At 68.0% G+C, this 23651-nt stretch carries 21 protein-coding genes and 2 tRNA genes; 11 read left to right on the top strand and 12 right to left on the bottom strand.

From position 1 onward, the window contains the following. Nucleotides 1–114: 114 nt before the first annotated feature. Nucleotides 115–198 (top strand) — tRNA-Leu (locus RIE32_05320). Between the two features lie 155 nt (nt 199–353). Further along, nucleotides 354–734, top strand: a complete 381-nt coding sequence (locus RIE32_05315; protein ID MEQ9095664.1) for a hypothetical protein — start codon at nt 354–356, stop codon at nt 732–734. Nucleotides 735–773: 39 nt separating this feature from the next. Here the strand turns inward: RIE32_05315 and RIE32_05310 are convergent. Both RIE32_05310 and recA read right to left on the bottom strand, forming a co-directional pair. Beyond that, nucleotides 774–859 (bottom strand) — tRNA-Leu (locus RIE32_05310). A 170-nt stretch (nt 860–1029) separates the two neighbouring features. Then, complete coding sequence (gene recA / locus RIE32_05305) at nt 1030–2214, bottom strand: recombinase RecA (GenBank protein ID MEQ9095663.1); 1185 nt, start codon at nt 2212–2214, stop codon at nt 1030–1032. Between the two features lie 278 nt (nt 2215–2492). On the opposite strand from recA, the gene RIE32_05300 reads away from it, so the two are divergent. Next, on the top strand, nt 2493–3251 hold the full coding sequence (locus tag RIE32_05300) for a DUF6065 family protein (protein MEQ9095662.1): 759 nt from the start codon (nt 2493–2495) through the stop codon (nt 3249–3251). A gap of 58 nt (nt 3252–3309) precedes the next feature. Here the strand turns inward: RIE32_05300 and RIE32_05295 are convergent, their stop codons facing one another. After that, a complete protein-coding gene (locus RIE32_05295; GenBank protein MEQ9095661.1) occupies nt 3310–4707 on the bottom strand; it encodes a GC-type dockerin domain-anchored protein in 1398 nt (465 codons plus the stop codon). Between the two features lie 146 nt (nt 4708–4853). Next, on the bottom strand, nt 4854–6203 hold the full coding sequence (locus RIE32_05290; protein ID MEQ9095660.1) for a GC-type dockerin domain-anchored protein: 1350 nt from the start codon (nt 6201–6203) through the stop codon (nt 4854–4856). Nucleotides 6204–6433: 230 nt separating this feature from the next. Between RIE32_05290 and RIE32_05285 the strand changes: the two genes are divergently transcribed. Then, complete coding sequence (locus RIE32_05285) at nt 6434–6826, top strand: STAS domain-containing protein (GenBank protein MEQ9095659.1); 393 nt, start codon at nt 6434–6436, stop codon at nt 6824–6826. 17 nt (nt 6827–6843) lie between these two features. On the opposite strand, the gene RIE32_05280 is transcribed toward RIE32_05285, so the two are convergent. The 4 genes from RIE32_05280 to RIE32_05265 form a co-directional block, all read right to left on the bottom strand. Then, complete coding sequence (locus RIE32_05280) at nt 6844–8151, bottom strand: DEAD/DEAH box helicase (GenBank protein ID MEQ9095658.1); 1308 nt, start codon at nt 8149–8151, stop codon at nt 6844–6846. A 198-nt stretch (nt 8152–8349) separates the two neighbouring features. Beyond that, a complete protein-coding gene (locus RIE32_05275) occupies nt 8350–8613 on the bottom strand; it encodes a hypothetical protein (protein ID MEQ9095657.1) in 264 nt (87 codons plus the stop codon). Between the two features lie 86 nt (nt 8614–8699). Continuing rightward, the gene (locus RIE32_05270) at nt 8700–9482 is read right to left on the bottom strand and encodes a class I SAM-dependent methyltransferase (GenBank protein MEQ9095656.1); all 783 of its coding nucleotides are present in this window, start codon (nt 9480–9482) and stop codon (nt 8700–8702) included. 26 nt (nt 9483–9508) lie between these two features. After that, entirely contained in the window at nt 9509–10306 is a 798-nt protein-coding gene (locus RIE32_05265; protein MEQ9095655.1) for a glycosyltransferase family 2 protein, read from the bottom strand. Nucleotides 10307–10408: 102 nt separating this feature from the next. On the opposite strand from RIE32_05265, the gene RIE32_05260 reads away from it, so the two are divergent. Then, nucleotides 10409–11308 carry a hypothetical protein gene (locus RIE32_05260; protein ID MEQ9095654.1) on the top strand — a complete coding sequence of 300 codons (900 nt, stop codon included), beginning with the start codon at nt 10409–10411 and terminating at the stop codon, nt 11306–11308. An 11-nt stretch (nt 11309–11319) separates the two neighbouring features. Next, nucleotides 11320–11682 carry a DUF2256 and DUF3253 domain-containing protein gene (locus RIE32_05255; GenBank protein ID MEQ9095653.1) on the top strand — a complete coding sequence of 121 codons (363 nt, stop codon included), beginning with the start codon at nt 11320–11322 and terminating at the stop codon, nt 11680–11682. Here the strand turns inward: RIE32_05255 and RIE32_05250 are convergent. Together RIE32_05250 and RIE32_05245 are read right to left on the bottom strand one after the other, a co-directional pair. Continuing rightward, on the bottom strand, nt 11679–12848 hold the full coding sequence (locus tag RIE32_05250) for a DNA polymerase IV (protein MEQ9095652.1): 1170 nt from the start codon (nt 12846–12848) through the stop codon (nt 11679–11681). The two genes, RIE32_05255 and RIE32_05250, sit on opposite strands and share 4 nt — an antisense overlap. A gap of 58 nt (nt 12849–12906) precedes the next feature. After that, the gene (locus RIE32_05245; GenBank protein MEQ9095651.1) at nt 12907–14271 is read right to left on the bottom strand and encodes a GC-type dockerin domain-anchored protein; all 1365 of its coding nucleotides are present in this window, start codon (nt 14269–14271) and stop codon (nt 12907–12909) included. Between the two features lie 102 nt (nt 14272–14373). On the opposite strand from RIE32_05245, the gene RIE32_05240 reads away from it, so the two are divergent. The 5 genes from RIE32_05240 (at nt 14374) to RIE32_05220 (ending at nt 21563) form a co-directional block, all read left to right on the top strand. Further along, nucleotides 14374–14499, top strand: coding sequence for a hypothetical protein (locus RIE32_05240; protein MEQ9095650.1), 126 nt, complete (start codon nt 14374–14376; stop codon nt 14497–14499). A 453-nt stretch (nt 14500–14952) separates the two neighbouring features. Further along, nucleotides 14953–17460, top strand: a complete 2508-nt coding sequence (locus RIE32_05235; protein ID MEQ9095649.1) for a penicillin-binding transpeptidase domain-containing protein — start codon at nt 14953–14955, stop codon at nt 17458–17460. Further along, complete coding sequence (locus tag RIE32_05230) at nt 17460–18710, top strand: FtsW/RodA/SpoVE family cell cycle protein (GenBank protein ID MEQ9095648.1); 1251 nt, start codon at nt 17460–17462, stop codon at nt 18708–18710. Before RIE32_05235 ends, RIE32_05230 begins: the two co-directional genes overlap by 1 nt. Then, nucleotides 18664–19491, top strand: coding sequence for a 16S rRNA (guanine(527)-N(7))-methyltransferase RsmG (rsmG, locus tag RIE32_05225; protein MEQ9095647.1), 828 nt, complete (start codon nt 18664–18666; stop codon nt 19489–19491). The genes RIE32_05230 and rsmG overlap by 47 nt, the downstream gene beginning before the upstream one ends. Continuing rightward, nucleotides 19491–21563 (top strand): helicase C-terminal domain-containing protein, encoded by a 2073-nt coding sequence (locus RIE32_05220; protein ID MEQ9095646.1) that lies wholly within the window; start codon nt 19491–19493, stop codon nt 21561–21563. The genes rsmG and RIE32_05220 overlap by 1 nt, the downstream gene beginning before the upstream one ends. On the opposite strand, the gene RIE32_05215 is transcribed toward RIE32_05220, so the two are convergent. Continuing rightward, nucleotides 21564–22973 carry a sugar transferase gene (locus RIE32_05215; protein ID MEQ9095645.1) on the bottom strand — a complete coding sequence of 470 codons (1410 nt, stop codon included), beginning with the start codon at nt 22971–22973 and terminating at the stop codon, nt 21564–21566. After that, on the bottom strand, nt 22970–23647 hold the full coding sequence (locus tag RIE32_05210) for a hypothetical protein (GenBank protein ID MEQ9095644.1): 678 nt from the start codon (nt 23645–23647) through the stop codon (nt 22970–22972). The genes RIE32_05215 and RIE32_05210 overlap by 4 nt, the downstream gene beginning before the upstream one ends. Nucleotides 23648–23651 lie beyond the last annotated feature (4 nt).

Here is a 23651-nt window from a genome sequence, read left to right as displayed (position 1 = left end):
AGCGCCGGCTCAGGCCCGGACCTCTCACCAGCTGGCTCAGCCACTACTCCACGCCCTGTCCATCGATTCAGCATGCCGCCCCCTCAATCCGCCCGGCTATCATCCAGCCCCCTCGCCGGAGTGGCGGAATTGGCAGACGCGGTGGATTCAAAATCCACTTCTGGAGACAGAGTGGGGGTTCGAGTCCCCCCTCCGGCATTTGCAAGTTGGCCTTGGGCGCGCACAAGGGGCAGTTGATGCGGCACATTGCGGCATTGCCAGTTCTAGCTGCGATGATACTTGTGCTCGGTTGCAGCGAATCGCCACCGCCGGTGCAATCGTCCACGAGTGAGAGCCCGGACGAGGGTGTCAGTATGTACGATCAGGCTGACGCGGTACGCCGGGAACTCCGAGCGTTGATGGAGCGCCAGCCTGACTCGCTCGGAGAGGCGCCATTCCTCATCATCACTGTTGATGGCTCGGACAAGTTTGTGCAGTTTGCTGGCGGGGCTGGGGAAGATCTGATTTTTGATCTCCCACTGGTTGCGCTTTCGGTCGGCGAAGCCGAGCGGGCCAAGCGGGTCCTTCCAACTCACGGCGTGTCGGTGCCGGTGGAGAACGATCCAGACGGGGTGGAAGTGCTGTCGGCCAATCTCGGCGGCGACATCGAAGCCGCCGTCGGGCTCGTTGGCGTTGTGTTGCTGGAGGTCTACGGGCTGGATGCCTCTGCCGACCTGGAGTTCGAGGGGCTCTGAGCCCAAACAAAAAACCCCGGGACAAGCCCGGGGTTTGAGTGCGGATGAGAGGAGTCGAACCTCCACGGGATTTTACTCCCACTAGGACCTGAACCTAGCGCGTCTGCCAATTCCGCCACATCCGCGGTGGGTGCCAGATGGCGGTGGGGAGTGTAGCACGCATCCCCACCCCCAAGCAACCCAGCCAATTCAACCCAGCCAATTCAACCCAGTCAGGCCAATCCAGCCAAGCCAAGCCAATCCGGCCGGCCGACCCCCTTTGGGGCCAGCCCTGCCTGCCAGGCTCGATGGCGGCCTACCGCTTGCCGCCCTGCTCCTTGGCCTGGGCTCGCGCGATGTACCGCTCGAGCACCTTGGAGCGGATCTCCTTGGCCAGGTCCGGATTCTCGCGGATGAACTGCTTGGAGTTCTCCCGGCCCTGGCCCAGCCGCACCTCGCCGTAGCTGAACCAGGCGCCGCTCTTGTCGACGACCTTGTACTCCACGCCCAGGTCGATCAGGTCGCCCGAGATGCTGATGCCCTCGTTAAACATGATGTCGAACTCGGTCTGTCGGAAGGGCGGGGCCACCTTGTTCTTCACCACCTTGGCGCGCACGCGGTTGCCCACGGCCTCGTCGCCCTCCTTGATCGAGCCGATGCGGCGGATGTCGATGCGCACCGAGCTGTAGAACTTCAGGGCCCGCCCGCCGGGGGTGGTCTCGGGGCTGCCGAACATCACGCCGATCTTCTCGCGGATCTGGTTGATGAAGATCACCGTGCAGTTGCTTCGGGCGATGATGCCGGTGAGCTTGCGCATGGCCTGGCTCATGAGCCGCGCCTGGAGGCCCACGTGGCTGTCGCCCATCTCGCCCTCGATCTCGGCCCTGGGGATCAACGCCGCGACCGAGTCGACCACGATGACGTCCACAGCGTTGGACCGCACCAGCAGCTCGCAGATCTCCAGCGCCTGCTCGCCCGTGTCGGGCTGGCTCACCAGCAGATCATCGATGTTCACGCCCAGGCGGCGGGCCCAGGAGGGGTCCAGCGCGTGCTCGGCATCGATGAACGCCGCCACGCCGCCGCTCTGCTGGGCATGGGCCGCCACCGTCAGCGCCAGGGTCGTCTTACCGCTGGATTCGGGGCCGAATATCTCAACGATGCGGCCTCGCGGGATGCCGCGCCCGCCCAGGGCCAGGTCGAGCGAGAGTGCGCCGGTGCTGATGCCCGGGATGTTGAGCGCCGCGTTCTCGTCCAGGCGCATGATCGCGCCCTTGCCGAAGTTGCGCTCGATCTGCCCGACGGCCAGGTTCAACGCCTTGGCCTTCTCGGGGCTTGGTTCGGCTTTCTGAGGGGCGGTGGTGGTGGGGGCCTTGGCGTCGCCCTTGTCCTTCTCGGGGGCAACGACCTCGACGGCGCCGTTGGACTTTTCGTCCGTCTTGGCGCCAGACTTCGAGGACTTCTCGGCGGTCGCGGAACCGGCAGAACCCTTCGTGCGTGCCATGGGGGCACCTCCAGTTGTTTCGGCGTGCCGTGGCCTGCTGAAGCATCTCGTGCTCCAGCCGGGCGTCACACCGCTGCAGCGCTCGTGGCCCGGGCCCGGTCCACCATGACCGAAGGGCGTCGGGGGCCGGGGGCGGCGCTGGTCGCGTGCCCGGCCGGGCCAGTGTACCAGAGCCCGAACAACCCGTCAAGTGTTCGGTTCATGATCTGTGTGAAGTTTTCGTGGACCCGCTCCCGGCCCCGTATGCTGGCAGGCAGACACCCCAGGAGCGAGACCCCATGCCCGAAACGGTCACCATCGACGGACCCTGCCCCCTGACCGCCTACATCGTCAGCGACGATACCGGCTGGAGCATCGAGCCCGCCGGTCCCACCCGTGAATGGATGGACAAGACGCCCGGCAAGGGGGCGTACCGCTGCCTGCCCCTGGCCATGGCCAACCAGAGCGGCTGGGTCATCCCATGCCCGGCCACGGTCTCGATGCGCTGGAACGGAAAGGACATGCCCGACGCCCTGACCATCAAGGTCCACGATGGACCCAAGGGCATCGACCAGTTCATCGTCAGCCACTTCGGTAGCGGCATCGTCACCTTCCGCCTGCCCTGGCTCTTCCGCACGCCACCCAGGATCGGGCTCATGGTCCGCGGCGCGACCAACTACCCCAAGGACTACGCCGTCCCGCTCGACGGCCTGGTCGAGACCGACTGGTCGCCCAGCACGTTCACGATGAACTGGAAGATCATGAAGCGCGGCACCGACGTGTGGTTCCGCAAGGGCGAGCCCATCTGCATGATCACGCCCTACCCGCTCGCGCTGCTCGAGTGGACCGAGCCGGGCGCGATCAACATCGAAAAGGAGCCCGCCACGCAGAAGGCCTACCTGAGTTGGGCCGCCAGCCGCCAGCAAGCCATCACCCGCCACCAGGGCGGCCAGGACACCTGGCAGAAGGACTACATGAAGGGCCAGACAGCCGGCGGCACCGTAGCGCCCGAGCACCACCGCACCCGCCTGAAGCTCAAGCAGTTCGACAAGCGTTAAACGCGAAAGCGCCCGGGATCGCTCCCGGGCGCTGTTCGTTGCTCGATCCCCTGAAGACTTACTCGCAGCCCGCGTCGAACGCGTTCTGGAAGCACAGGAAGTCGAAGATGTCCAGCGAGCCGTCCTCGGTGCAGTCGGCCGCCAGGTCGCCCGCGTCGAACGCGTTCTGGAACGCCAGGAAGTCAAAGATGTCCAGGACGCCGTCTTCGTTGAAGTCGGCAAAGCACGCCGAGTCGGCGCAGCCGGTGCGGCGGACGAGACCTCGTACGTCGATGGCCGGATCGCCCACCAGCGTGAAGTTGCCGCCCACATAGAGATCGTTGTCCCACACGTGCAGGCCGAAGACGCTGGCGAACGTGCCGCTGGTGGCCGGCTGGCTGGCGATGCCGCCGTCGACGGGGATCCACTCGTCGTCGACAAGCTTCGCGAGGTACTCGATGGGCGGAACGGCCGTGCCGGCAACGTACAGGGCCGGGCCGGTGCCGTCGTCCCACACCTGCAGGTCCGTCACGCGGCCGCCGAACTCCTGACCCACGGCCGACCATTCCGCGCCGTCCCACTTGTACACGCTGGCGAAGGGCACGCCTGGGATGCGCACGCCGCTGCCCATGCCGACGTAGAGCGCCGGGCCGGTGCCGTCATCAAAGACGGTCATGGCCGCAACCTGGGAGGTGATGCTCCCGGCAAGCAGTCCAGGTCCGACCGCCTCCCAGGAGGTGCCGTCGAATCGGCCGAGCAGGCTCGTGCCCGCGGCGCCGCCGATGCTGTCGAAGCGGCCGCCGGCATACAGGGCCGGACCACTACCGTCGTCGAACATCTCGATGGCGAAGACGGTGGGGCTGAACGAGCCGGTGATGCCCAGGCCGTCGCCCACGGGCAGCCACTGCTCGCCGTCCCACTGGGCCAGGTCGGCCGCGAACTCGCCGCCAATCTCGGGCCACGCGCCGCCGATGATCAGGTTCTCGCCATCGCCCACGTCGCCGGTGGTCATAGCCCAGATGCTTTGGGGCGCCGGCAGATTCGCGCCCATCGAGACCCACTCGGTCCCGTTCCACGCCGCGATCGAACGGGTGTCGGTGACGCCGCCCGCGCTGGCGAAGAACCCGGCCACGACGAGTCGCTCTTCGCCGAACACGTCGTACGGCATGATTGTGGTCAGGAAGCCGTTGGTGCTTCCGGTGCTCAGGCCGGGGGTGCCCACGCGCGACCACGTGTTCGTGTCTCGATCCCACGCCGCGAGGATGGTCGAGCCCGCCACGCCGGTAATGCCGCGGAACGAGCCGCCCACGTAGAGCTTCTCCCCCGAGCCGTCGTCCCAGTTCATGATGGGTTGGACATAGCCGTCCACCAGGCCGGGGTTGCCGATGGCGCCATCCCACGCCGGATCGCACTGCGCGTGCGCGGCGCAAGCCAAGCCGGCGCCCGCAAGAATGCCAAGAACGGTCTTCGTCTGCATGAAAAATCTCTCCTGATGGGGTCCCTCAACGGCCCACGGCCGTGTGGCATGCTAACAGAGAAGCCCCCAATTCATTCGCTGAATCGGGGGCATTTCTGGAAATCCTGAATGGAGTGCCCGTTATACGGGCCTTCTCGCCGTGCCGCTTACGGGCAGCCGGCGTCGAAGCCGTTCTGGAAGCACAGGAAGTCGAAGATGGTCAGCGACCCATCCTCGTCGCAGTCGGCCACCAGGTCGCCCGCGTCGAACGCGTTCTGGTAGGCCAGGAAGTCGAAGATGGTCAGCTCGCCGTCGCCGTCGAAGTCGGCGTAGCAATCGCTGGCGGTGCAGCCGGTGCGGCGCACGATGCCGCTGGCGGCCTCGCCGTTGACGGTCTCGAAGCTGCCGCCAACGTACAGGTCGCCGTTCCACTCGGCAAGGCCGAAGACCGACCCGCCGTCGGCGCCGCCATCGACGGTCACCCAGGTGTCGCCCTCGAGGCGAGCCAGGCGGCCCAGGTCCGAGCTGCTGGTGGCCATGTACAGCGCTTCGCCGCTGCCATCGTCCCAGACGAACAGGTCGCTGACGATGCCGGTGAAGTCCTGGCCGACGCCTGACCACTCGGTGCCGTCCCACTTATACACGTCGGCCATGTCCGACGAGCTGGCGGCAAAGAAGCTGCGACCGCCGACGTACAGGGCCGGGCCGCTGCCGTCGTCAAAAACCGCCAGCTGGCCGGCGTCGGCAACCGGCGAGGTGCCGAACAGGCCGTCCTGCACGGTCTCCCAGGCGCCGTCCTTAAAACGCGCCAGCAGCAGGATGGGCTCGCCGTCGATCGTGTTGAAGCGACCACCGGCATAGAGCGCAGGGCCCGAGCCGTCGTCGAAGATGACCACGTCGAACACGGTGCCCACGAACGTGCCGCCGCCGCCCACGGGCGCCCAACTCGTGCCGTCCCACTGGGCCACGCCCGCGCCGGCCGAGCTGCCGATGCCCTCGAAGGCGCCGCCGACGTACAGACGCTCGCCGTCGCCCAGGTCGCCGGTCGTCATGCCCCAGATGGCGTCAAAGAGCGCGAAGTCGGGCTCCATCGAGAGCCACTCCGTCCCGTCCCAGGCCGCGATGGACATGGAGTTGGCCAGCCCGCCAGCGCTGGCGTAGAAGCCGCCGACGATCAGCGCCTCCGTGCCGTTCACGTCGAAGCTCTCGAAGCTGGTGGTGAACGCGTTGGACGAGCCCGGGTCGATGCCCGGCGTGCCCAGGCTGTTCCAGGCGCTGCCGTCCCAGCGGGCGATGTATGCGGTGTCGCTCACGCCGCCGATCATGGGGAACGAGCCACCCGCGTACAGGTCGCCTTCCCAAACAAACATGGGCTGCACGTAGCCGTCTGCCACGCCGGGGTTGCCAATCGCATAGTCCCATGTGGGCACGCACTGTCCGAAGGCGGCGGTCGCGGTGGCGGCCAGGCCGGCCGCGGCGATCATGCGAGTCGACAGCGATTCCGTGAAATTCATCATTCGATCTCTCCTTCTTTAAAGGTGTAGGTGGGGGAAACCAAGCTCAACCCCAGAGGTGCGTCCAGCGGTCGGATCCGGCAATGGCAGGCTAACCGCCCGTCCGGTAACAGCCGCTTACCATCCCCTGCCGGTACGACCGATCGAGGGTGGGGCGGACGCACTTCACCGTTCGCACATACCGACCGATGGATCCTGTACATTCGGGGCCGAACCCGAAACGGAGAGCCACTATGCCGAGGCATGCCGAAACCCCGGACCAGCCCATCGTCGAGGGCCTCAATACCCTTCGTGAAATCTGCTCGGGCGTGTTGGTGGTTTCGCCCAAAGGACCGAGTTTGAGCGAGTCCGACGCTGCCGACGTACTGGCCGAGACCATGCCCGATGCTGCCCGACAGCGAGGACGGGTGGTGCTGGACATGTCCCGCGTCGAATACATGTCCAGCGCGGGCATCTCCATGCTCGTGCAACTGCGTGAGTTGTGCATGGGCGAAGGTGGCTCGCTTGCACTTTGCAACCTCGCCAAGCCCATCGCGGCGGTGCTCAAGACCACGCGGGTCGATCGCCTCTTCACGATTGCGCCAAGCCGTGAAAAGGCGCTCACGAAAATGGGCAAACAGGGCTAGCCAGGCAAAGCCGCGGGCTATCGCCGACCCGACAGACGGCCGCCCATGCGCTTGGGCGGCAGCTTCGTCGGCACCACCCCGCCGGGGAACTTGCTCTCGTCGGCGGTCTTGGGCAACACCTTACCCTGACGCTCCAACGTTCGCTGCTTGGAGCGCTCTTCGCGGGCCGCTTCCTGCTCACGTCGTTCACGCACGGCTGCCGGCTCGGGCCCGGGCTTGAAGTCCGGGTAGTCCATGTACGGAATGTGCGTGTTGATCCGCGTCTCGATCTCGGTCAGCAGTTTGCCCTGCTCGGGGGTCACCAGGCTCCACGCGACGCCGCCGCGACCGGCACGCGCCGTGCGCCCGATGCGGTGGATGTACAGATCCGGGTCCTCGGGCAGGTCGTAATTAATGACGTGGCTGATGCCCTCGACGTCGATGCCGCGGCTGGCCAGGTCGCTGGCGATCAGCACGCCGAGCTCGCCCGTGCGAAGCCGGCTCATCACGCTGTTGCGCTTGCTCTGCCGCATGTCGCCGTGGATGGCGACCGCGTCGATGCCCTTGTCGCGCAGCAGCTTCTCAAGGTCGTCCACCACGCGCTTGAGCCGGCAGAAGACGACCGTCAGCGCGGGCTCTTCGTGCGTGAGCAGGTGCACCAGCAGCCGCTTCTTGTCCCACGGCTGCACGGTCAGGTAGTGCTGTTCCACCACGCTGACGGTCAGCGAACCGGCCGAGGCGACCAGCTTCTCGGGGTTGTTCATGTACTGCCGGGCGAGCTTCTCGATCTCTTCGGTCAGCGTGGCCGAGACGAAGATCGTCTGGCGGTCCTTGGGGCAGGCGCTCATGATGCGACGGATGTCCTCGCGGAATCCAATGTCCAGCATCCGGTCGACCTCGTCGAGAATCGCTACCTGGATCTTGTCGAAGCGCAGGTAGCCCCGCCGCTCCATGTCCATCACGCGGCCGGGCGTGCCCACGATGATCTCGGGCTTCCTGGCCAGCTTCTTGGCCTGCTTCTCGATCGGGTCGCCGCCGTAGATCGCCACGACGTTCAGCCCGCTGTGCTTGCCCAGGGTTTGGAGTTCGCTGGTGATCTGGAGCGCCAGTTCACGCGTGGGTGCCAGAACCAGGCCCGCGAACGAGTCGCCGGGATCGATCAGGGACAGCAACGGCAAGCCGAACGCCGCCGTCTTGCCCGTGCCGGTCTTGGCCTGGCCCAGCACGTCCTTGCCCGTCAGCGCGACGGGAATCAGCATCGACTGGATCATGGTGGGGTGGACGAATCCCTCGTCGTCCACCCCCTCGAGTACGTCTTCGACCAGATCGAAATCGTCGAACGTCACCGAGCGATCGAAGATGGTCTCGTCACGCTCGGGCTTGCCGGACGATGACTTCCGGCCGCGAGCAGCGCCGCCCTTGGAGGGCGTGGGGGCGGGCTTCTTCTTGTTGTTTTTCTTTGAAGGAGGCAGGGCGGAATTCCTCTCCGGCGGGCCCGTGGCCGCCGCGGCCTTGGTGGCTGGATCGAACCGAGGCGGTCACGATCAGCTCGACGGAATCGCGTGCACCTTGGTGCGCGTCACCTTGCTGCGGCCGGTGCGGCTGGTGGCCTTCTTGCCGGTCTTCTTGGTGGTCGGGGTCTTCTTGGAGACCTTCTTGCTGGTCTTCTTGGTGCTGGTCTTCTTCGAAGTCTTCTTGCCCGCGGCGGCGGCGGCCGGCGCGGTCTTCTTTGTCGTCTTCTTCTTCGACGTCTTCTTGGTGGTCTTCTTGCCGGTGGTGCCGGCCTTCTTGGTGGTCTTCTTGGCCATTGGTGTCCTCGACGCGGTATCAGCCGCGGGCACGTCTTTCGCCCTCACGATAAGGGCGACAATGCTAGCACCAACTCATCGGCTCGTTAGGCCTCGGGCCGGCGGAAGAACATCGAACCAAACGTATAGCGGGCTTGCGGGTGCTTGCGGTTCAGCGGGTAGCGGTCGCCCGTGTCGACGAAGTCTCCGCCCACCAGCGGCAGCCCGATGAGTTTGCCCAGTTCGTGCGCGTCGTCCATCGTCCGCATCGGAGCCTCCATGGGCCCGTCTTCCCCGAAGTCGAACGTGATGCACAGCATCCCGCCCGGCTTGACCAACTTGCCCATGCGGCTGGCCACACGCTCCTGCTCGGGCGGCAGGATGTGCTCGATCACGCTGAAGCAATACACGCGGTCAAAACCAGCCTCCGGTACGCCAAGGTCGGCCGCCGAAGGGTCCTCCTCGCCCAGGTTCGTGGTCCGGCAGTCCAGGTCCAGCCCCTGCCGCCGGGCCGCGTCCATGCTCTGCCGGGTCATCGTTGGGTCGATGTCAAGGCACACCACCCGGTCGCCCAGGCTCCCGAGGTAGAAGATCGGCAGGGTCATCGCGCCGCCAACGTCCAGGCAGTGCAGCTTCGCCCCCGGCTCGCGCGTCGGCCCGCTCGCACCGGTCAGGGCCAGGCCGCGGCTGTACTCCCACATCTTGTGCGGCCGCACATACCACCGCTTCTTGACCGCCCCGTTGACGCCCAGGGGCTCGCCCTTGAGCCGCCAGCGCAGCACCCACTTCTTCATGTCCGCCACGGTGGGCGCCACGCGCGGGTCGCGGGCATCCTCGAACTGCAGCGTCTTGTTGACACCGGACAAATCCACGGCTGCGGCCTGACTCACGGGTGTTCGCTCCTCTTGAATCGTCGTCAAAGTCGCTCCCTGTCCTGTCGGCCCGTCTGGTCCTGAAGCTCCAGCAGGCACACGTACTTCATGAGGGTATAAGCCGCCATCGCACCGGCAGCGGCCCATCCACGCGTGCCGTCCTTGTATCCCCGCCTGAAGATCGCCTGCCGCACAAACGCCTGCGGCGGCGAGGTCGCCAGCTTCCACGCGCTGGCCCGCTTTCCCCGCTCGTGGAGCCCCTTGGCCATCAGTTCGGCGTGCCCTACGTGCTTTCGCATGAGATCTGCAAAGCTGGCGAAGCTGTCGTGCCGCAGGTCGCCCCGCAGGTCCTCGATCACCTCGCCGGGCTCCAGCGGCCGCAGGTCGTAGTGGGGGTTGATGCCGTGCCAGTGGTATCGGTGCTTGCGAACCAGCCGCAGCCGCCACTCGGGCTGCCACGTGTGCTCGAAGAACCGGCCCTTGAAGAACACCTTGCGGTTCACGCGGTAGCCTGTGGGCCCGCCAGCGCGTTCCAGATCGAGGGCCTCGATCGACGCCCGGAGCTCCGGCTCGAGCGACTCATCGCTGTCGAGCGGCAGGATCCACGGCTGCTGGCACTGTTCGTAGGCATACCGCACCGTCTCGACGTATCCCAGCCATTCGACCTCGATCACCCGCGCCCCGTGCTCGTGCAGGATGGCCAGCGTGCCATCGGTCGAGCCCGAATCCACCGCGACGATCTCATGACCAAGCCCGCGCACGCTTTCAAGCGTCCTGCCGATGGTGTCGGCGTTGTTCTTGCAGATGATCGCCACCGAGAGCGGCTTTGGAGCAGGGGGCATGGGCGTCCTCGGGGGCGGTCGCCGTCGCGGCCGGTCCCTCGCGGCAGAGAGAAAATCGGACATCCGGCGGCCTGAAACCGCCCGAACGTACACTAGGGCCCGATGCCCGAGCCTCCCAGCTTCACAGCTCGCCGACACGGCGCCTTGGGCGACGGACCCCAATGGGCCAGCGCCCTGGCCAGCGAGCCATGGGCCGATGAGGCGGTCCTCCTGAAGGAAGATGCCGGCGTCCGGGTGCTGGCCGCCGAGCTGCGCGGCCAATCGGTGGTGCTCAAGTTCTACCGCTATCGCGGCCCGCTCGCCCGTGCCCGCGCCCGCATGGGCGTTGCCGCGGGAGACCGGCACTGGGCCGGAGCAGCACTGCTGGCGGCAGAGGGCATCCCTTGCGCGCCCATGCTGGCCCTGCTCAGCCGTCGTGAATCCGGCCTTCGCGAGGATTGCCTGATCATGGGCCGTCTCCAGGGCCAGAGCCTGCTGCATTGCATGGACCAGGCTCGACTGGGCCAGTTGTCCCTCAAGCGTCAGCATGCCCTGGCCGACGCGGTGGGGCTCCAGGTCGGGTGCCTGCTTGCCGCGGGCCTGCACAACCGCGATCACAAGCCCAGCAACCTGATCGTCTCGTTCGATGGCGACACCCCGAGCGTGGCCGTGGCCGACTGCCAGGGCGTGCATCGCCTCAGCCGGGATCGGAGCCGTCACTCGATCCGCACCCAGGCGAGCCTCGCGCTCGAGGCCATCGGCGCGGGCGTGCTCCCACGCCGCGCCATCATCGCCCGCGTCTTGCGCGCCACCATGGCCGCGTATACCGCCCGCAGGTTCGCCGGCATGCCCGTCCAGCAGGTCTTGCGATTGACCAAGAGCCAGCAGGACGGCATCCTGGCGTCCCTTCCGGCCGGCATGTCGCTGCGCGCCTGGCCGCGCATCGCCCAGCGCATCCGCGGCCATGGCGATCCGACGCCCCGGGTCGATCCGCTCGCCAAACCCCGCGCGGTGGGCTCGTGACGCCCCCGGACGTGCCCACGAAGATCTGCCAGACGTGCGGCCGCACGTTCTCGTGGCGCAAGAAGTGGGAGCGTTCCTGGGAGACCGTTCGCTACTGCTCGGACCTCTGTCGCCGCGAGAAGCCCGGCGATCTCGATGCCCGGCTCGAACAAGCCATCCTCGGCGTGCTCGCAAGCCGCGATCGCGGCGCCACCATCTGCCCCAGCGAGGCGGCCCGGGCCGTGGAGCCCGACGACTGGAAGCCGCTGATGGAGCGCACTCGTCGGGCCGCGCGACGCCTCGTGCGCCAGGGCTCGCTCGTGATCACCAAGGGCGCCCAGGAAGTCAGCCCGGACGACGCCCGCGGCCCGATCCGGCTGCGGCTCAGGCCCTAGCGATCCAGCGAACTCGCACGACCGATCGCCGCATCGCCGAACCTGCTGCGGATCGCGTCGGCCGCTTCATCGACCCGGCTGGACCGCTCGTGCTCGGCCGCGTCGAACAGCCCCGGCCCCTCGGGCGTGTGCAGGTGGCTCGCGCTCACGCCCAGCAGCCGCACGGGCTCGAACCTCGCTCGCGCCCAGGCATCGAGCAAAGCGCACGACTCGCGCACGACGGTGCCGCTGTCGTGCGTGGGCTCGGCCAGCGTGTGCGCCCGCGTGATGGTCTTGAATTCGCCATTGCGCACCTTCAGCGTGATCGTTCCCGCGGCACGGTTGGCACGGCGAAGCCGCCACGCCACACGCTCGGCAAGGTCGACCACCTGCGCGTGGCATTGTTCCAGCGTCACAAGGTTGTCTCCGTACGTCCGCTCGTGGCCGATGCTCTTGGCCCGGCGGTCGGTCACCACCGGCCGATCGTCGATGCCGCGGCAGCGGTCGTGCAGGCTCTCGCCCAGGCTGCCGAACATCGCCGAGAGCGCTTGCCGCTCCAGCTTCCGCACGTCGCCGAACGTGCGGACGCCGATGCGCTCGAGCTTGCGCTGCCCCACGGCGCCCACGCCCCACAGGCGCGCGATCTCCAGCGGCTCGAGGAACGACCCAACCTCGCCCGGGCGCACCACGACCAGGCCGTCGGGCTTGCCCAGGTCGCTGGCGATCTTGGCGACCAGCTTGTTGGGCGCCACGCCCAGGCTCACGCGAAGCTGGGTCTTCTCGAACACCCTCTGCTTGATCTGCCGCGCGATCGCCTCGCCCTCGCCCAGCAGGCGCAGGCTCCCGGTGACGTCCAGGAACGCCTCGTCGATGCTCAGCGGCTCGACCAGCGGCGTCACCGATTCGAACACCTCGAACACCGCCCGGCTGGCTTCCTTGTACGCGTCGTAGCGGCCCTTGACGAAGATGGCCTGCGGACACAGCCGGGCCGCCACCGCCCCGGGCATCGCGCTGCGGCACCCGAACTTCCGCGCCTCGTAGCTGGCCGCCGCGACGACCCCGCGCTTGCCGCCGCCGCCCACCAGCACCGGCTTGCCACGCAGCTTGGGGTTGTCACGCTGCTCGACCGACGCGAAGAACGCGTCGAGGTCGGCGTGCAGGATGGTGCGGGGCTCGGCGGCGGCCATGGAGACAGGGTATGAGCACGAAGGATCGCGCAGAACGTCCCGGCCCCCAGCGTGCTCGCTATGGGCACCCCGCGTCGAACGCCGTCTGGAACGCCAGGAAGTCGAAGATCGTCAGCTCGCCGTCGCCGTCGAAGTCGGCTTGCGGGTCGGCGTCTTGGAAGAGGTTGAGGTAGGTGAGGAAGTCGAAGATGGTCAGGGCGCCGTCGAAATCGAGGTCGGGGGGGCAGGCGTCGCAATCCAGATCAAAGATCTCGACCACGCCGGGGAAGCCAGTTCCGACCACGGCGCCGGGCGAACCCAAGACCGCCGTCGAGCCGGAGATCCCACCGACGCCGAACGACGTCGTGGGTTGCACGGGACTGATCCGCGTGTCCTCGATCCACAGCCCCGACGCATCCCGCCGGAACAGGAAGGCCCCGCCGCTGGCCGTGGGCGTTGATGCGCCGGGCGCTGAAACGACGAGGTTGTTGCCCTCGACGGCGAGCGATCGTCCCAAGCCATCGAAGCGTTCGGGATTCGAGTGCGTGATCTCGTCGGCAAGGGTCCAGAGGCCTTCTTCGAGTTCGTACACGTAGACGACGCCTTGGCCCCTGGCCGTTCGGCTGGCGAGCCTGGCCCCGATGAAGAGCTGGTCGTCGTGGAGCACGACGGGCGCACCGAAGCGAGGGCCATCCAGCACGTCTGGCGCGACGAGCTTTTGGGCTAGTTCAACGCCACCATCCGGCAATCGGCGATACGCGTAGGCTGCGCCACCGTTGATCGCAATGATATCTTCGTACGTCGCTCCGACCACGACCCACTCATCGTTCAGCGCGGCGGACACGCCGAAGTCGCTGCGGCCGATGGGCTTGTCTGGATTTCGAAGATCCTCCGTCGCTTGCCACACCCCGTCGACCCGCTCAAAAACAAACAGTCCGTCGAAGGCGTACGGCACCAGCGCCGTATCCCCCGAGAGCGCACGTGCCGCGTCTTTAGGCCGGGTATCGGGCGACTGGAACAGGCTGACCTCGCGCCACCGTTCGCCATCGAACTCGAATTCGTAGTTTGCCTGTCCTCCGCTGCCGATGCGGGCGGCACCGATCAGGACGCGGTCGCCGTCCAACGCGATGCCCGCACCGAACAGGTGGTTCCATGCGAGGTCAGCGGGCTCGATGACCTGCCGGAGCATCCAGTCCCCGGCGCCGTCTCGCTCGTAGGCGTACACAAGGCCGTTGGCACAGAAGACATCGCCGCAGAGCGAATGCTCCCCGCCATCGCCAACGAGCAGGTGGCGGTCGTGGATAGCGACGGCGCCGCCAAACGAGTCGGCGAAGGCCGAGGGTGATTCGAGAATCTGCCGCGGACATTGGGCCAACGTCGCTTTGGCCAGCATGAAACCGGCGAGGGCGATGGCGGCGGCATGGCAGGCTTGCGAGGCAGTCATGCCGCCATTGTCCTCGATCGTGGTCTCGTTTGCAAGGCCATTTCGCCGCGAACACCCGACCCCGGAAGCCTCGACTTCGACGATGGGACCGATCTCTACGACATGACCTTGTTCAACGACCTGATCGCTACTGGCGCCCGCCGCGTGGACATGAACACCGATGGCCAGACCGACGACACCCTCTATCACGACGCGTACGACGCTAACGACGCCGCGACCGGCCCATAACGCCCGGCTCCATCATGATCCCTGAACTCGGCCTGCCCGCGCGGGCCGCTGGTTGTGGGGCGTCCGAGGTGCGGCGGCAACCGCCAGACCTCGGGCCACCCCGCACACACGCCACGTCCCAATATCGAAACCGCCCTCACGCCGCGCCAGGGCGGTTTGGGCCCGCCGGATGTCGTGATCCCGCCATCCATCACGATGATCGATGGATCGATTGCTCTGATCGGCGGGCCGAACGCTCCCATCGACGGGCCGTGCGCGGCGATCGGCGGGCCGGGCGCTCTGTTCGACGGGCCTATTGCCTCGTCCGGCGGCCGGGACGCGGCGCCCGGGGCATCTCCGGCGTTCGGGCCCGCGGCCTTCGTGCCCCCTCGCCCCAACACCCGATACCCTCTGTGGGCCACCGGACGGCCCGCATCGCACGCTGAGCCCCACCCGCAGGCAAGGACGCCGCCCATGGGCATGTACGAAAAAGACGGCCTGGGAATGTTCCACGGGCGGCTGCTCTTGCTGGCCGCCCTGGGGCTGCTTGGCTTTGCCGCCCTCACGGCCCAGCTTGGCCGCCTCAGCTTCGTCCAGGGGGCCCAGCTTCGCCAGGAGGCCGAGCGGCGGCTCGAGCGTCTGGCCTTCGAGCCCACCGTGCGGGGCCGCATCCTCGACCGCACGGGCCGGGTGTTGGCCCAGGATCGCCCCAGCTTCGACGTGCGCGTCGATTACGCCGTGCTGGGTGGCGCCTGGGCCGAGCTCTGGGCCGTCCGCTTTGCGCGGGCTGCCCACGCCGAAACGTGGCGCGAGATCGCGCCCGAGCAGCGCGATGCGCTCGCGCGCAGCTACGAGCCCTTCCTCCAGGCCCACGTCGAGCGGGGGCTCGCCGAGCTGGCCCTGGTCACCGGCGTGCCGCTGGAAGATCTCATGGAGCGCCGCGCCGCCATCGTCCGGCGCGTCGATGACGTGGCCGACCGCTACGCCGCCCACCGCAAGAAGGAACTGGAAGAGCGCGCCCTGGACCGAGGCCAGGCCCTGACCGCCGACCTGGATAAACGCCTTGAACGCCAGGCCCGTCGGCCCGTGCGCGAGCAGACCGAGCCGCACACCGTCGTGCCACTGGTCAGCGACGATGTCGGCTTTGCCGTCATGCAACTGGCCGAGCGAACCACGATGTTCGAGGCCCCGGTGCTCGACCTGGACGGCGCCGCGACCGGCCGCCGCGCCCGGGTCGAGCTGCCCGTCTGCCCGGGCCTGGACGCAGGCTTCTCGCGCGATCGGCAGTACCCCTACCAGACCATCACGGTCGACGTCGACCGCTCGACGCTGCCCGGTCCGCTGCGCGGCGACGGCCGGGGCGGGCGCGGCGAAGGCGCCGTGGGCGTGACCGTGCGCGGCACGCTGGACGCCATCGTCGGCAGCACCCGCTCACGCGTGTACAAGGAAGATCCCGAGCGTCGCCGCCAGTGGCTCGAAGAGCAGGCAACGCCCGAGCAGGTGGCCCTGGCGCGCACCGATCGCGGCGGCGACCGCGGCGCCTACATGCCCGGCGACCACGTGGGCCACGCCGGCGTCGAAGCCAGGATGGAGCACACGCTGCGGGGTCTTCGAGGCGTGCGCGTTCGCCGGTTGGATACCGGCCAGCAGCAGGTCACCGAGCCAACTCCCGGCCGCGACGTCACGCTCACGCTCGATGCCATGCTCCAGGCCCGCATCGCCGCGGCCATGAGCCCCCAGGTCGGGCTGGCCGTCGCGCAGGCGTGGCACGGCGACCGCGCCTCCAGGCGAGACGACGGCCTGCCCCTGGCCGGCGCGGCCGTGGTCATCGACATCGACTCGGGGGAGGTGCTCGCGCTGGTCTCCACGCCCACCGTCGACCCCGAAGACCCCGTGGGCAGCGCCACCAGGCCCGACAACGTCGAGGCGCAGGACTGGGATGATCCACGGTTCAATCGTGCGACCTCGGCGATCTACCCGCCCGGCAGCATCGCCAAGGCCCTCACGCTGGTCTGGGCGGCCAGCCGGGGCGAGCAGCAACTGGGCGAGCACATCGAGTGCACCGGCCACTACCTGCCCGGGCGGGACGACATCCTGCGATGCTGGATCTACCGGCGAGTCTACAACAACCTGACCCACAGCATGCAACTGGGCCGCGATCCCGACGAGGTCGATGCGCTCATGTGCTCGTGCAACATCTATTTTTACGAGCTTGGGGGCCGACTGGGCTACGACCGCATGGTCGAGGCCTACCGGCAGTTCGGCGTTGGTTCCCAGCCGCTGGACGCCGTCGCGTGCGCACCGGGCATCCTGGGCCTGATCCCCGAGCGAGACGACCAGGGCAACCCCATCGAGGTGCGACCCACCCGCATCGACGCGGTGCTCATGGGCATCGGCCAGGGGCCCGTCGCGTGGAGCCCGCTTCAGGCGGCCGACGCGTACGCCACGCTTGCGCGCGGCGGCCAACGGCTGGGTCCCACGCTGGTGCGCGAGGGCTCGCCGGTCCGCCGGGAGGACATCGGCCTGGAGTCCACCGCCGTCGAGCGCGCCCTCGAGGGCCTGTGGCTGAGCGTCAACGATCCGCGGTACGGGACGGGTAACCACACGACCATCAACGGCCAGCGCGTCGAGTACTTCAACGCGCCGGGCGTCAGCGTGTGGGGCAAGACGGGCACCGCCCAGCAGAGGGCCACGCTGACCAAGGAACGCAGGATCGCGCCCGACGGCACGGTCATCGAAGAGGGCGACCCCGAGCCACCCGGCGCCAGCACCGTCTTCGAGCCGGTCACCACGCACTACACGCACGCCTGGTTCGTCGGGCTGGTGGGGCCGGAAGGTGGCCGGCCCAGGTACGCCATCAGCGTGATGATGGAGTTTGCCGGCAGCGGCGGACGCGTCAGTGCGCCCATCGCCAACCAGATCGTCCACGCACTGCAGGCCGAGGGCTACCTGCCCCGCGGCTCGGAGGGTGGGCGCCCTTGATGCTCGATCGCCTGCACGGGTTCATGCTGGCCGAAGGGTCGGGCTCCCGGGCCCGGTGGGCCATCGCCAACCTGGGCTGGCTGAGCTTCGGCGCCGCCATGGCGCTCTCGCTGCTGGGCGTCTACGCCATCGACATCGCCACGCGTGGCGAGGACGCTGCCGGCCTGAGCCCCACGGCCCACCGCCAGCTCATCTTCGTCGGTGCGGGCGTGCTGGCCGCCGGCGCCGCGTGCGTGCCGCACTACCGGCTGATCGGGTTCCTGCGCTGGCCGATGGCCATCGCCACCCTGGCGCTGCTGGTGTTCCTGCTTATTCCCGTTGTGCCCGCGTCCATCGTGACGCCCCGCAACGGCACGCGCGGCTGGATCGATCTGGGCCCGGTCGACTTCCAGCCCTCGGAAGTGGCCAAGGTCGTCTTCGTGATCATGCTTGCCTGGCACATGCGATATCGCCGGAGCCACCGTCGCTTCCTCGGGCTGATTGGGCCGGCGATGATCGCCTTCGTGCCCATCGGCCTGATCATGCTCCAGCCAGACTTCGGGACGGCCATGATGATCGTGCCGGCGCTGGGCGCGGTCATCATCGCCGCGGGCGCCAAGCTCCGCCATCTGGCGGTCATCGCGCTCGTGGCAGCCATGGCCGCACCGGCCAGCTATCCGTTCCTGAAGGACTACCAGAAGGAGCGGGTGGTGGGGCTCATCCGCCAGATCCAGGGCAGCCGCGAAGGCGCCGATGGCATCAACTACCAGAGCCTGACCGCCCAGCGCGTCATGGGCGCGGGCCTGACCACGGGCAACGGCGACGAGCACGCCCGGGCCCTCATCCGCTACAACAGCCTGCCCGAGGCCCACAACGACATGGTCTACAGCGTGCTCGTCACGCGGTTTGGCTTCTGGGGCGGCGTGGGCATCCTTGGGCTCTACCTCGCCTGGCTCCTGGGGGCACTGGGCGTGGCGGCGATGTGTGCCGATCCCTTCGGCCGGCTGCTGTGCGTGGGGCTGGCCGCCCTGATCGCCGCGCAGACCATCGTGAACGTGGGCATGAACGTCGGATTGCTGCCAATCGTGGGGATTACCTTGCCCTTTCTCAGCTACGGCGGGTCGAGCATCGTGGCCGTCTGGCTGACCACCGGGCTGGTGCTGGGCGTCGGCCTGCGGCGGTCCAGCCAGTCCTATCGCCCGTCGTTTGAATACGCTGAGGGTGATGCCCAACCGGTCCTCAGCAACGTCCGAACCCGCCCCAGCCCGTAAGCCTGCCAACCAGGAAGAGCGCGACATCCAGGCGTTCGTCGCCGAGATCCTTGCCGACGCGCCCAAGGAGCCGCTGCCGGCGCCGCCCGAGTTCCTGGCCCAGGCCGCCGAACTTGGCATCGCCTTCGAGCCCGGCGAGGTGGAGAAGCTGGGCGGTTTCCTTGCCCTGCTCCTGCACGCCAACACGCGGATGAACCTGACGGCCATCAAGGACCCGGCCGAGGCCTGGCAGCGGCACATCCTCGATTCGCTGACGCTCATGGCGCCCCTGGCCGAGTTGCCCGCTGGGGCAACTGTCATCGACATCGGCACCGGCGGGGGCGTGCCGGGCGTGCCGCTGGCGATCGTGCGGCCCGACCTGCGGTTCGCCATGCTCGACGCAACGGCCAAGAAGACCGCCTTCGTGCGCGCGGCGATGGACGTGTTGGGCGTGGAACACTCGAAGGTCGTCACCGCGCGCGCCGAGGCGGCCGGCCGAGACCCCGAGCACCGCGACGCCTACGACGCGGCCATCGCGCGGGCGGTGGGGCCCATGGCGACCATCGCCGAACTCGCAACGCCGTTCGTCAAGCCGGGGGGCGTCGCGCTGCTCATCAAGGGCGAACGGGCTGGCGAGGAACTCGAGAATGCCAAGGCTGCGCTGCACATGCTGCTGAGCCACCACGCCGGCACCGTCGAGACACCCACGGGCCGGATCGTGATCCTCGAGAAGATGCGGCCGACGCCCAAGGCCTACCCGCGCGGCAATGGCGAGCCCAAGCGCAAGCCGCTGGGAACCTGATGGCCGACGCACGCGACCTGCTGGAGACTGACGGCCCCATCGCCGAGGCGTTGGGCGGGCGGTACGAGCCGCGCGAAGAGCAGTTGCAGATGGCCGACGCCGTGCAGCGGACGATGGAGAACCGCGCCCACCTGCTGGCCGAGGCGGGCACGGGCGTGGGCAAGAGCTTTGCCTACCTCGTGCCGGCGATGATCCGGGCGATCCTCTTCGGCGAGCGCGTCGTGGTCTCAACGCACACGATTGCGTTGCAGGAGCAGTTGATCTCGCGAGACATTCCGCTGCTTCAGCGTGTGTTGCAACCGGTGCTGCTCGCTCAGCCGGGCGCGACGAGCGAGCTGCACGCGTCGCTCGTGAAGGGACGAGGAAACTACCTCTCCATCCGGCGATTGGAACTTGCCAGCAAGCGGCGCCTGAAGCTCTTCGGCGATGAGCCAAGTCGGCGGTCGCTGGGCACGATCGAAGAATGGGCCTATGTCACCGAAGACGGCACGCTCAGCACGCTGCCGGCGCTCGAGAAACCGGGTGTGTGGGACCGCGTGCAGAGCGACAGCGGCAACTGCATGGGCCGCAAGTGCCCGCGGTACCAGCAGTGCTTTTACCAGAACGCCCGGCGGGACATGGAGCGGGCCAACCTGCTGGTGACCAACCACGCGCTGTTCTTCAGCGACATGGCGCTCCGGTCGCGCGGCACGGGCTTCCTGCCAAGGTACGACCACGTCGTGCTCGACGAGGCGCACACGGTGGAGGAGGTCGCCGCCGACCACTTCGGCATCTCGCTCACAGAGGGCCGCGTGATGCACCTGCTGGGCGTGCTGCTCAACAGCCGGACGAACAAGGGGTATCTGGCGAACCTGGAATTGCCCGACGATCGCCCGGTGCTTGCGGCGGCGAATGCCGTGCACGAGGCCGAACTTGCCGCTCGCGAGTTCTTCGGTTCGCTGGGAGTCGTCGCGGGCGAGAAGAGCGGCGGCGAGGGCGGCTCGCTCCGCGTGCGCGAGCCGGAGGTCGTGGGTAACTCGGTGACGCCCGCCTTCGATGAACTGGCCGGCCGGCTGAAACGGCTGAAGGACGCCCTGCCCGAGGAGCCGCAGTTCGAGCCCGACAGGTTCGAGCTGAACAGTTACGCCATGCGGGCGGCCGAGATCGCCAGCTCGTGCGCGCAGCTCATCGAGCAGAAGCAAGCGGGATACGTCTACTGGATCGACGCCAGCCGAAGCACGACGGGCCGGCCGCGCATAAGCCTCACGAGCGCCCCGGTCGACGTGGGCCCGCTGCTGAACGAGCACCTGTTCGGGCGAGACTTTTCGGTGTGCCTGACCAGCGCGACCCTGGCGACGAGCTCTCGCGACGAGAGCAAGGGCTTTGACCACGCGATGGCCCGCCTGGGGGCCCACGGCGCATCGACGCTGCGGCTCGGCTCGCCCTTCGACTACGAACGCCAGGTACGGCTGGTCGTCGACGAGCGCGTGGGCACACCCGGCCGCGGGCTCGACCGCGGCTACGAGGATCGTCTGGCCGCCGCGATCGTCGAACACGTGGGCACCACGCGCGGCGGGGCGTTCGTGCTCTTCACCAGCCATCGACTGCTGCGGAACATGGCCCGAGCCTGCCGAGACCCTCTGGGCCGCATGGGCATCAACGTGCATGCCCAGGAAGCGGACGGCTCGCGGGCGGTGATCCTCGAGCGTTTCCGGGAGGACCCGAGTTCGGCGCTCTTCGGCGCTGCGAGCTTCTGGCAGGGCGTGGACGTGCCCGGCGAGAGCCTGCGCAACGTCATCATTACGAGGCTGCCCTTCGACCCGCCCGATCGTCCGCTGGCCGAGGCGCGCGCCGAGCGACTGAAGGAGCAGGGCATGGACCCATTCCGCATCGACAGCCTGCCGCGCGCGGTGATCCGGTTCAAGCAGGGCTTCGGCCGATTGATCCGCAGCGCGAGCGACACGGGCCAGGTCGTCGTGCTCGACCCCCGCATCGTGACGGCGCGGTATGGGTCGATGTTCCTCAAGGCCATGCCCGAGGGCGTGCCCGTCGAGCGTTACGAGGGCGAGCCGCTGGGCGAGCCGAGCTGGTAGTCAAGAGCGCTTGATCGAGCGGATGATCTGCGCGATGGTGCGCCAGATGATCTTCAGGTCGAGCCACAGGCTCATGTTCTCGACGTACTCGATGTCGTAGCGGATCCATTCCTGGAAGTCGCTGTCGGCCGCGCGAGTGCGCTTCACCTGCCACAGCCCCGTCACGCCGGGGCGCACGCTCAGCCGCGCCTCGCGCCAGCCGGGGCAGTATTGGTTCTCCTTGTATGGGCTTGGGCGCGGCCCGACGACCGACATGTGGCCCAGCAGGACGTTGATAAACTGCGGCAACTCGTCGATCTGTACCTTGCGGATGAACTTGCCCACGCGCGTCAGCCGTGGGTCGTCCTTGATGTAGAACTGTGGGCCATCGACCTGGTTGAGCGCGGCGAGTTCGGCCTTCATCTTCTCGGCGTCCTTGCGCATCGAGCGGAACTTCAGGCAAGGGAAGTCCTTGGCGTTCAGCGACTCGCGCGTGTGCGCGAAGAAGAACGGCCGCCCGTCCTCGAGCCAGATGGCCAGCATGACGAAGGGATAGATCGGCAGCGTCAGGGCCAGGGCGATGATCGCGAACACGATATCGAACGCCCGCTTGAGCACACGCTCCAGGGGTGGCAGGGAGCGCGGGTGCAGGGGCTCGGTCCGTTCGGTGGGCTGAAGATCAAGCCAGCGGACATCCCCGGGGTCGGGCGTGTGCGCGGGGTCGTCCCATGCGATGTCCGGGCCCACGAGGATCTCGTCGTCGGCGACGGTGCGTCCGGCGCCCACCCAGACCCTGCCGATGCATTGGGCGTCCTTGCCCAGCGTGGCGTCGGGGTCGATCCAGGCGCCGCCCCCGCGCTGGGTGGCGCGCTCGATGGTGCTGTTGGGCGTGTGCCAGCGTTCGACCAGCAGGCGGGCGCACCGGGCGAGCTCGGTGGGGTCGTCGGCATCGAACACCCGCGCATCGATGCCCATGGGCCAACGTTGTCCGCGTCGTACGGCCCGTCGGAGCTTCCGCCATCCGTCCCGACGGTCTTCGGCTTCCTGCCACAGTCTGGCGACCGTGGGCCGATTGGTTACCGCAGCCCGAGCAAATCGTGAATCGTCGCTGCCGTAGACCCGTTCGAGTTGCACGAAGCGTCCTTGGTCATCCGCAACGATGCGCTCGCGATAGGCGTGCTCGTCGATGTCCTGCAGGCGCAGCATGACCAGGTCGGCATCATCCCACACGATATGGTCGACCACCGGGGGCAGCTCGAAGAGGCACAGCGTGCGAGGCTGCAGAAGAAGAAACAACTGGGCGTGGCGCACGAGCGGCGTGGCCAGGCCCTGTCGAACAACCTGCACCCCGCGCGACGCCCAGTAGCGATCGTGGAGCGCCACGGCCGAGAGGCCGAAGATGGTGGGGGTGCCAGCCGGCTCGGCGATCATGGCGCCTCGCTCCCGGCTAGCGCTTCGGCCAGCGCTTCGGCCGCCGACCGTACGACGTTGCGCAGTGCCTGGGCATCCTGCTCGCTCGGCGCGTCGGCGATGAGAAGTTGCACCATGGCGCCCTGGCCGGGCCAGCCACGATCAAGATCACCAGCAGCGTTCAGGACGGCCGGGTCGGCTCCCCAAGCACCAGGAGCGACGTAGGCGGTGTCGAGCGTGACGCTCTCGGTGAACGGTCCGGGGCCACGCTGATGAACCGTCCGGCGAAGCTCGTCCGTATCCTCGCCGGCCTGGCCCGACCATCCACCCGAACGCATGGCCTCGATCGGGTCGAACGCGAGCAGGTCTCGACGATCTTGCGCGATGACGATGCGCAGGAAGGCCTCGGCGATGATCCTGCGATCGTCATCGAGCAAGCCGATATCGCCTTCGGGCGTACTGCGGATGACGTATCGGATGGTTTCGATCCGGACGGCGTTGTGCGGCGGGAATGCCAGCGGCATCTGCTGCGAGGTCTCCGTCCGCACCCAGCCGGCGACGTCTTGCTGGAGCACATGCGCGTCAACGTCCACCGACGCAGGATCGAGCATCGGGCCCTGCCGCCGAATCGGGTCGGCCATGTAGACAGCCGCCGCGACCGGCAGGATCAGGATGACGGGGATGCTTCGGCGCAAGCGG

Source organism: Phycisphaerales bacterium (genome assembly GCA_040221175.1).
In the GTDB taxonomy this organism is placed as follows: domain Bacteria; phylum Planctomycetota; class Phycisphaerae; order Phycisphaerales; family UBA1924; genus JAHCJI01.
Note: the sequence above shows the minus strand (reverse complement) of the source record. Positions and strands in the feature narration are given on the sequence as shown.

Bases quoted from the DNA above. Each gene is read 5' to 3' on its own strand.
- RIE32_05215 (MEQ9095645.1), bottom strand. From the start codon at position 22,973: ATGATCGCCGAGCCGGCTGGCACCCCCACCATCTTCGGCCTCTCGGCC.
- RIE32_05275 (MEQ9095657.1), bottom strand. From the start codon at position 8,613: ATGGCCAAGAAGACCACCAAGAAGGCCGGCACCACCGGCAAGAAGACC.
- RIE32_05260 (MEQ9095654.1), top strand. From the start codon at position 10,409: ATGCCCGAGCCTCCCAGCTTCACAGCTCGCCGACACGGCGCCTTGGGC.
- RIE32_05245 (MEQ9095651.1), bottom strand. From the start codon at position 14,271: ATGACTGCCTCGCAAGCCTGCCATGCCGCCGCCATCGCCCTCGCCGGT.
- recA (MEQ9095663.1), bottom strand. From the start codon at position 2,214: ATGGCACGCACGAAGGGTTCTGCCGGTTCCGCGACCGCCGAGAAGTCC.
- RIE32_05315 (MEQ9095664.1), top strand. From the start codon at position 354: ATGTACGATCAGGCTGACGCGGTACGCCGGGAACTCCGAGCGTTGATG.
- RIE32_05290 (MEQ9095660.1), bottom strand. From the start codon at position 6,203: ATGATGAATTTCACGGAATCGCTGTCGACTCGCATGATCGCCGCGGCC.
- RIE32_05285 (MEQ9095659.1), top strand. From the start codon at position 6,434: ATGCCGAGGCATGCCGAAACCCCGGACCAGCCCATCGTCGAGGGCCTC.
- RIE32_05220 (MEQ9095646.1), top strand. From the start codon at position 19,491: ATGGCCGACGCACGCGACCTGCTGGAGACTGACGGCCCCATCGCCGAG.
- RIE32_05295 (MEQ9095661.1), bottom strand. From the start codon at position 4,707: ATGCAGACGAAGACCGTTCTTGGCATTCTTGCGGGCGCCGGCTTGGCT.
- RIE32_05265 (MEQ9095655.1), bottom strand. From the start codon at position 10,306: ATGCCCCCTGCTCCAAAGCCGCTCTCGGTGGCGATCATCTGCAAGAAC.
- RIE32_05300 (MEQ9095662.1), top strand. From the start codon at position 2,493: ATGCCCGAAACGGTCACCATCGACGGACCCTGCCCCCTGACCGCCTAC.
- rsmG (MEQ9095647.1), top strand. From the start codon at position 18,664: ATGCCCAACCGGTCCTCAGCAACGTCCGAACCCGCCCCAGCCCGTAAG.
- RIE32_05240 (MEQ9095650.1), top strand. From the start codon at position 14,374: ATGACCTTGTTCAACGACCTGATCGCTACTGGCGCCCGCCGCGTGGAC.
- RIE32_05250 (MEQ9095652.1), bottom strand. From the start codon at position 12,848: ATGGCCGCCGCCGAGCCCCGCACCATCCTGCACGCCGACCTCGACGCG.
- RIE32_05230 (MEQ9095648.1), top strand. From the start codon at position 17,460: ATGCTCGATCGCCTGCACGGGTTCATGCTGGCCGAAGGGTCGGGCTCC.
- RIE32_05235 (MEQ9095649.1), top strand. From the start codon at position 14,953: ATGGGCATGTACGAAAAAGACGGCCTGGGAATGTTCCACGGGCGGCTG.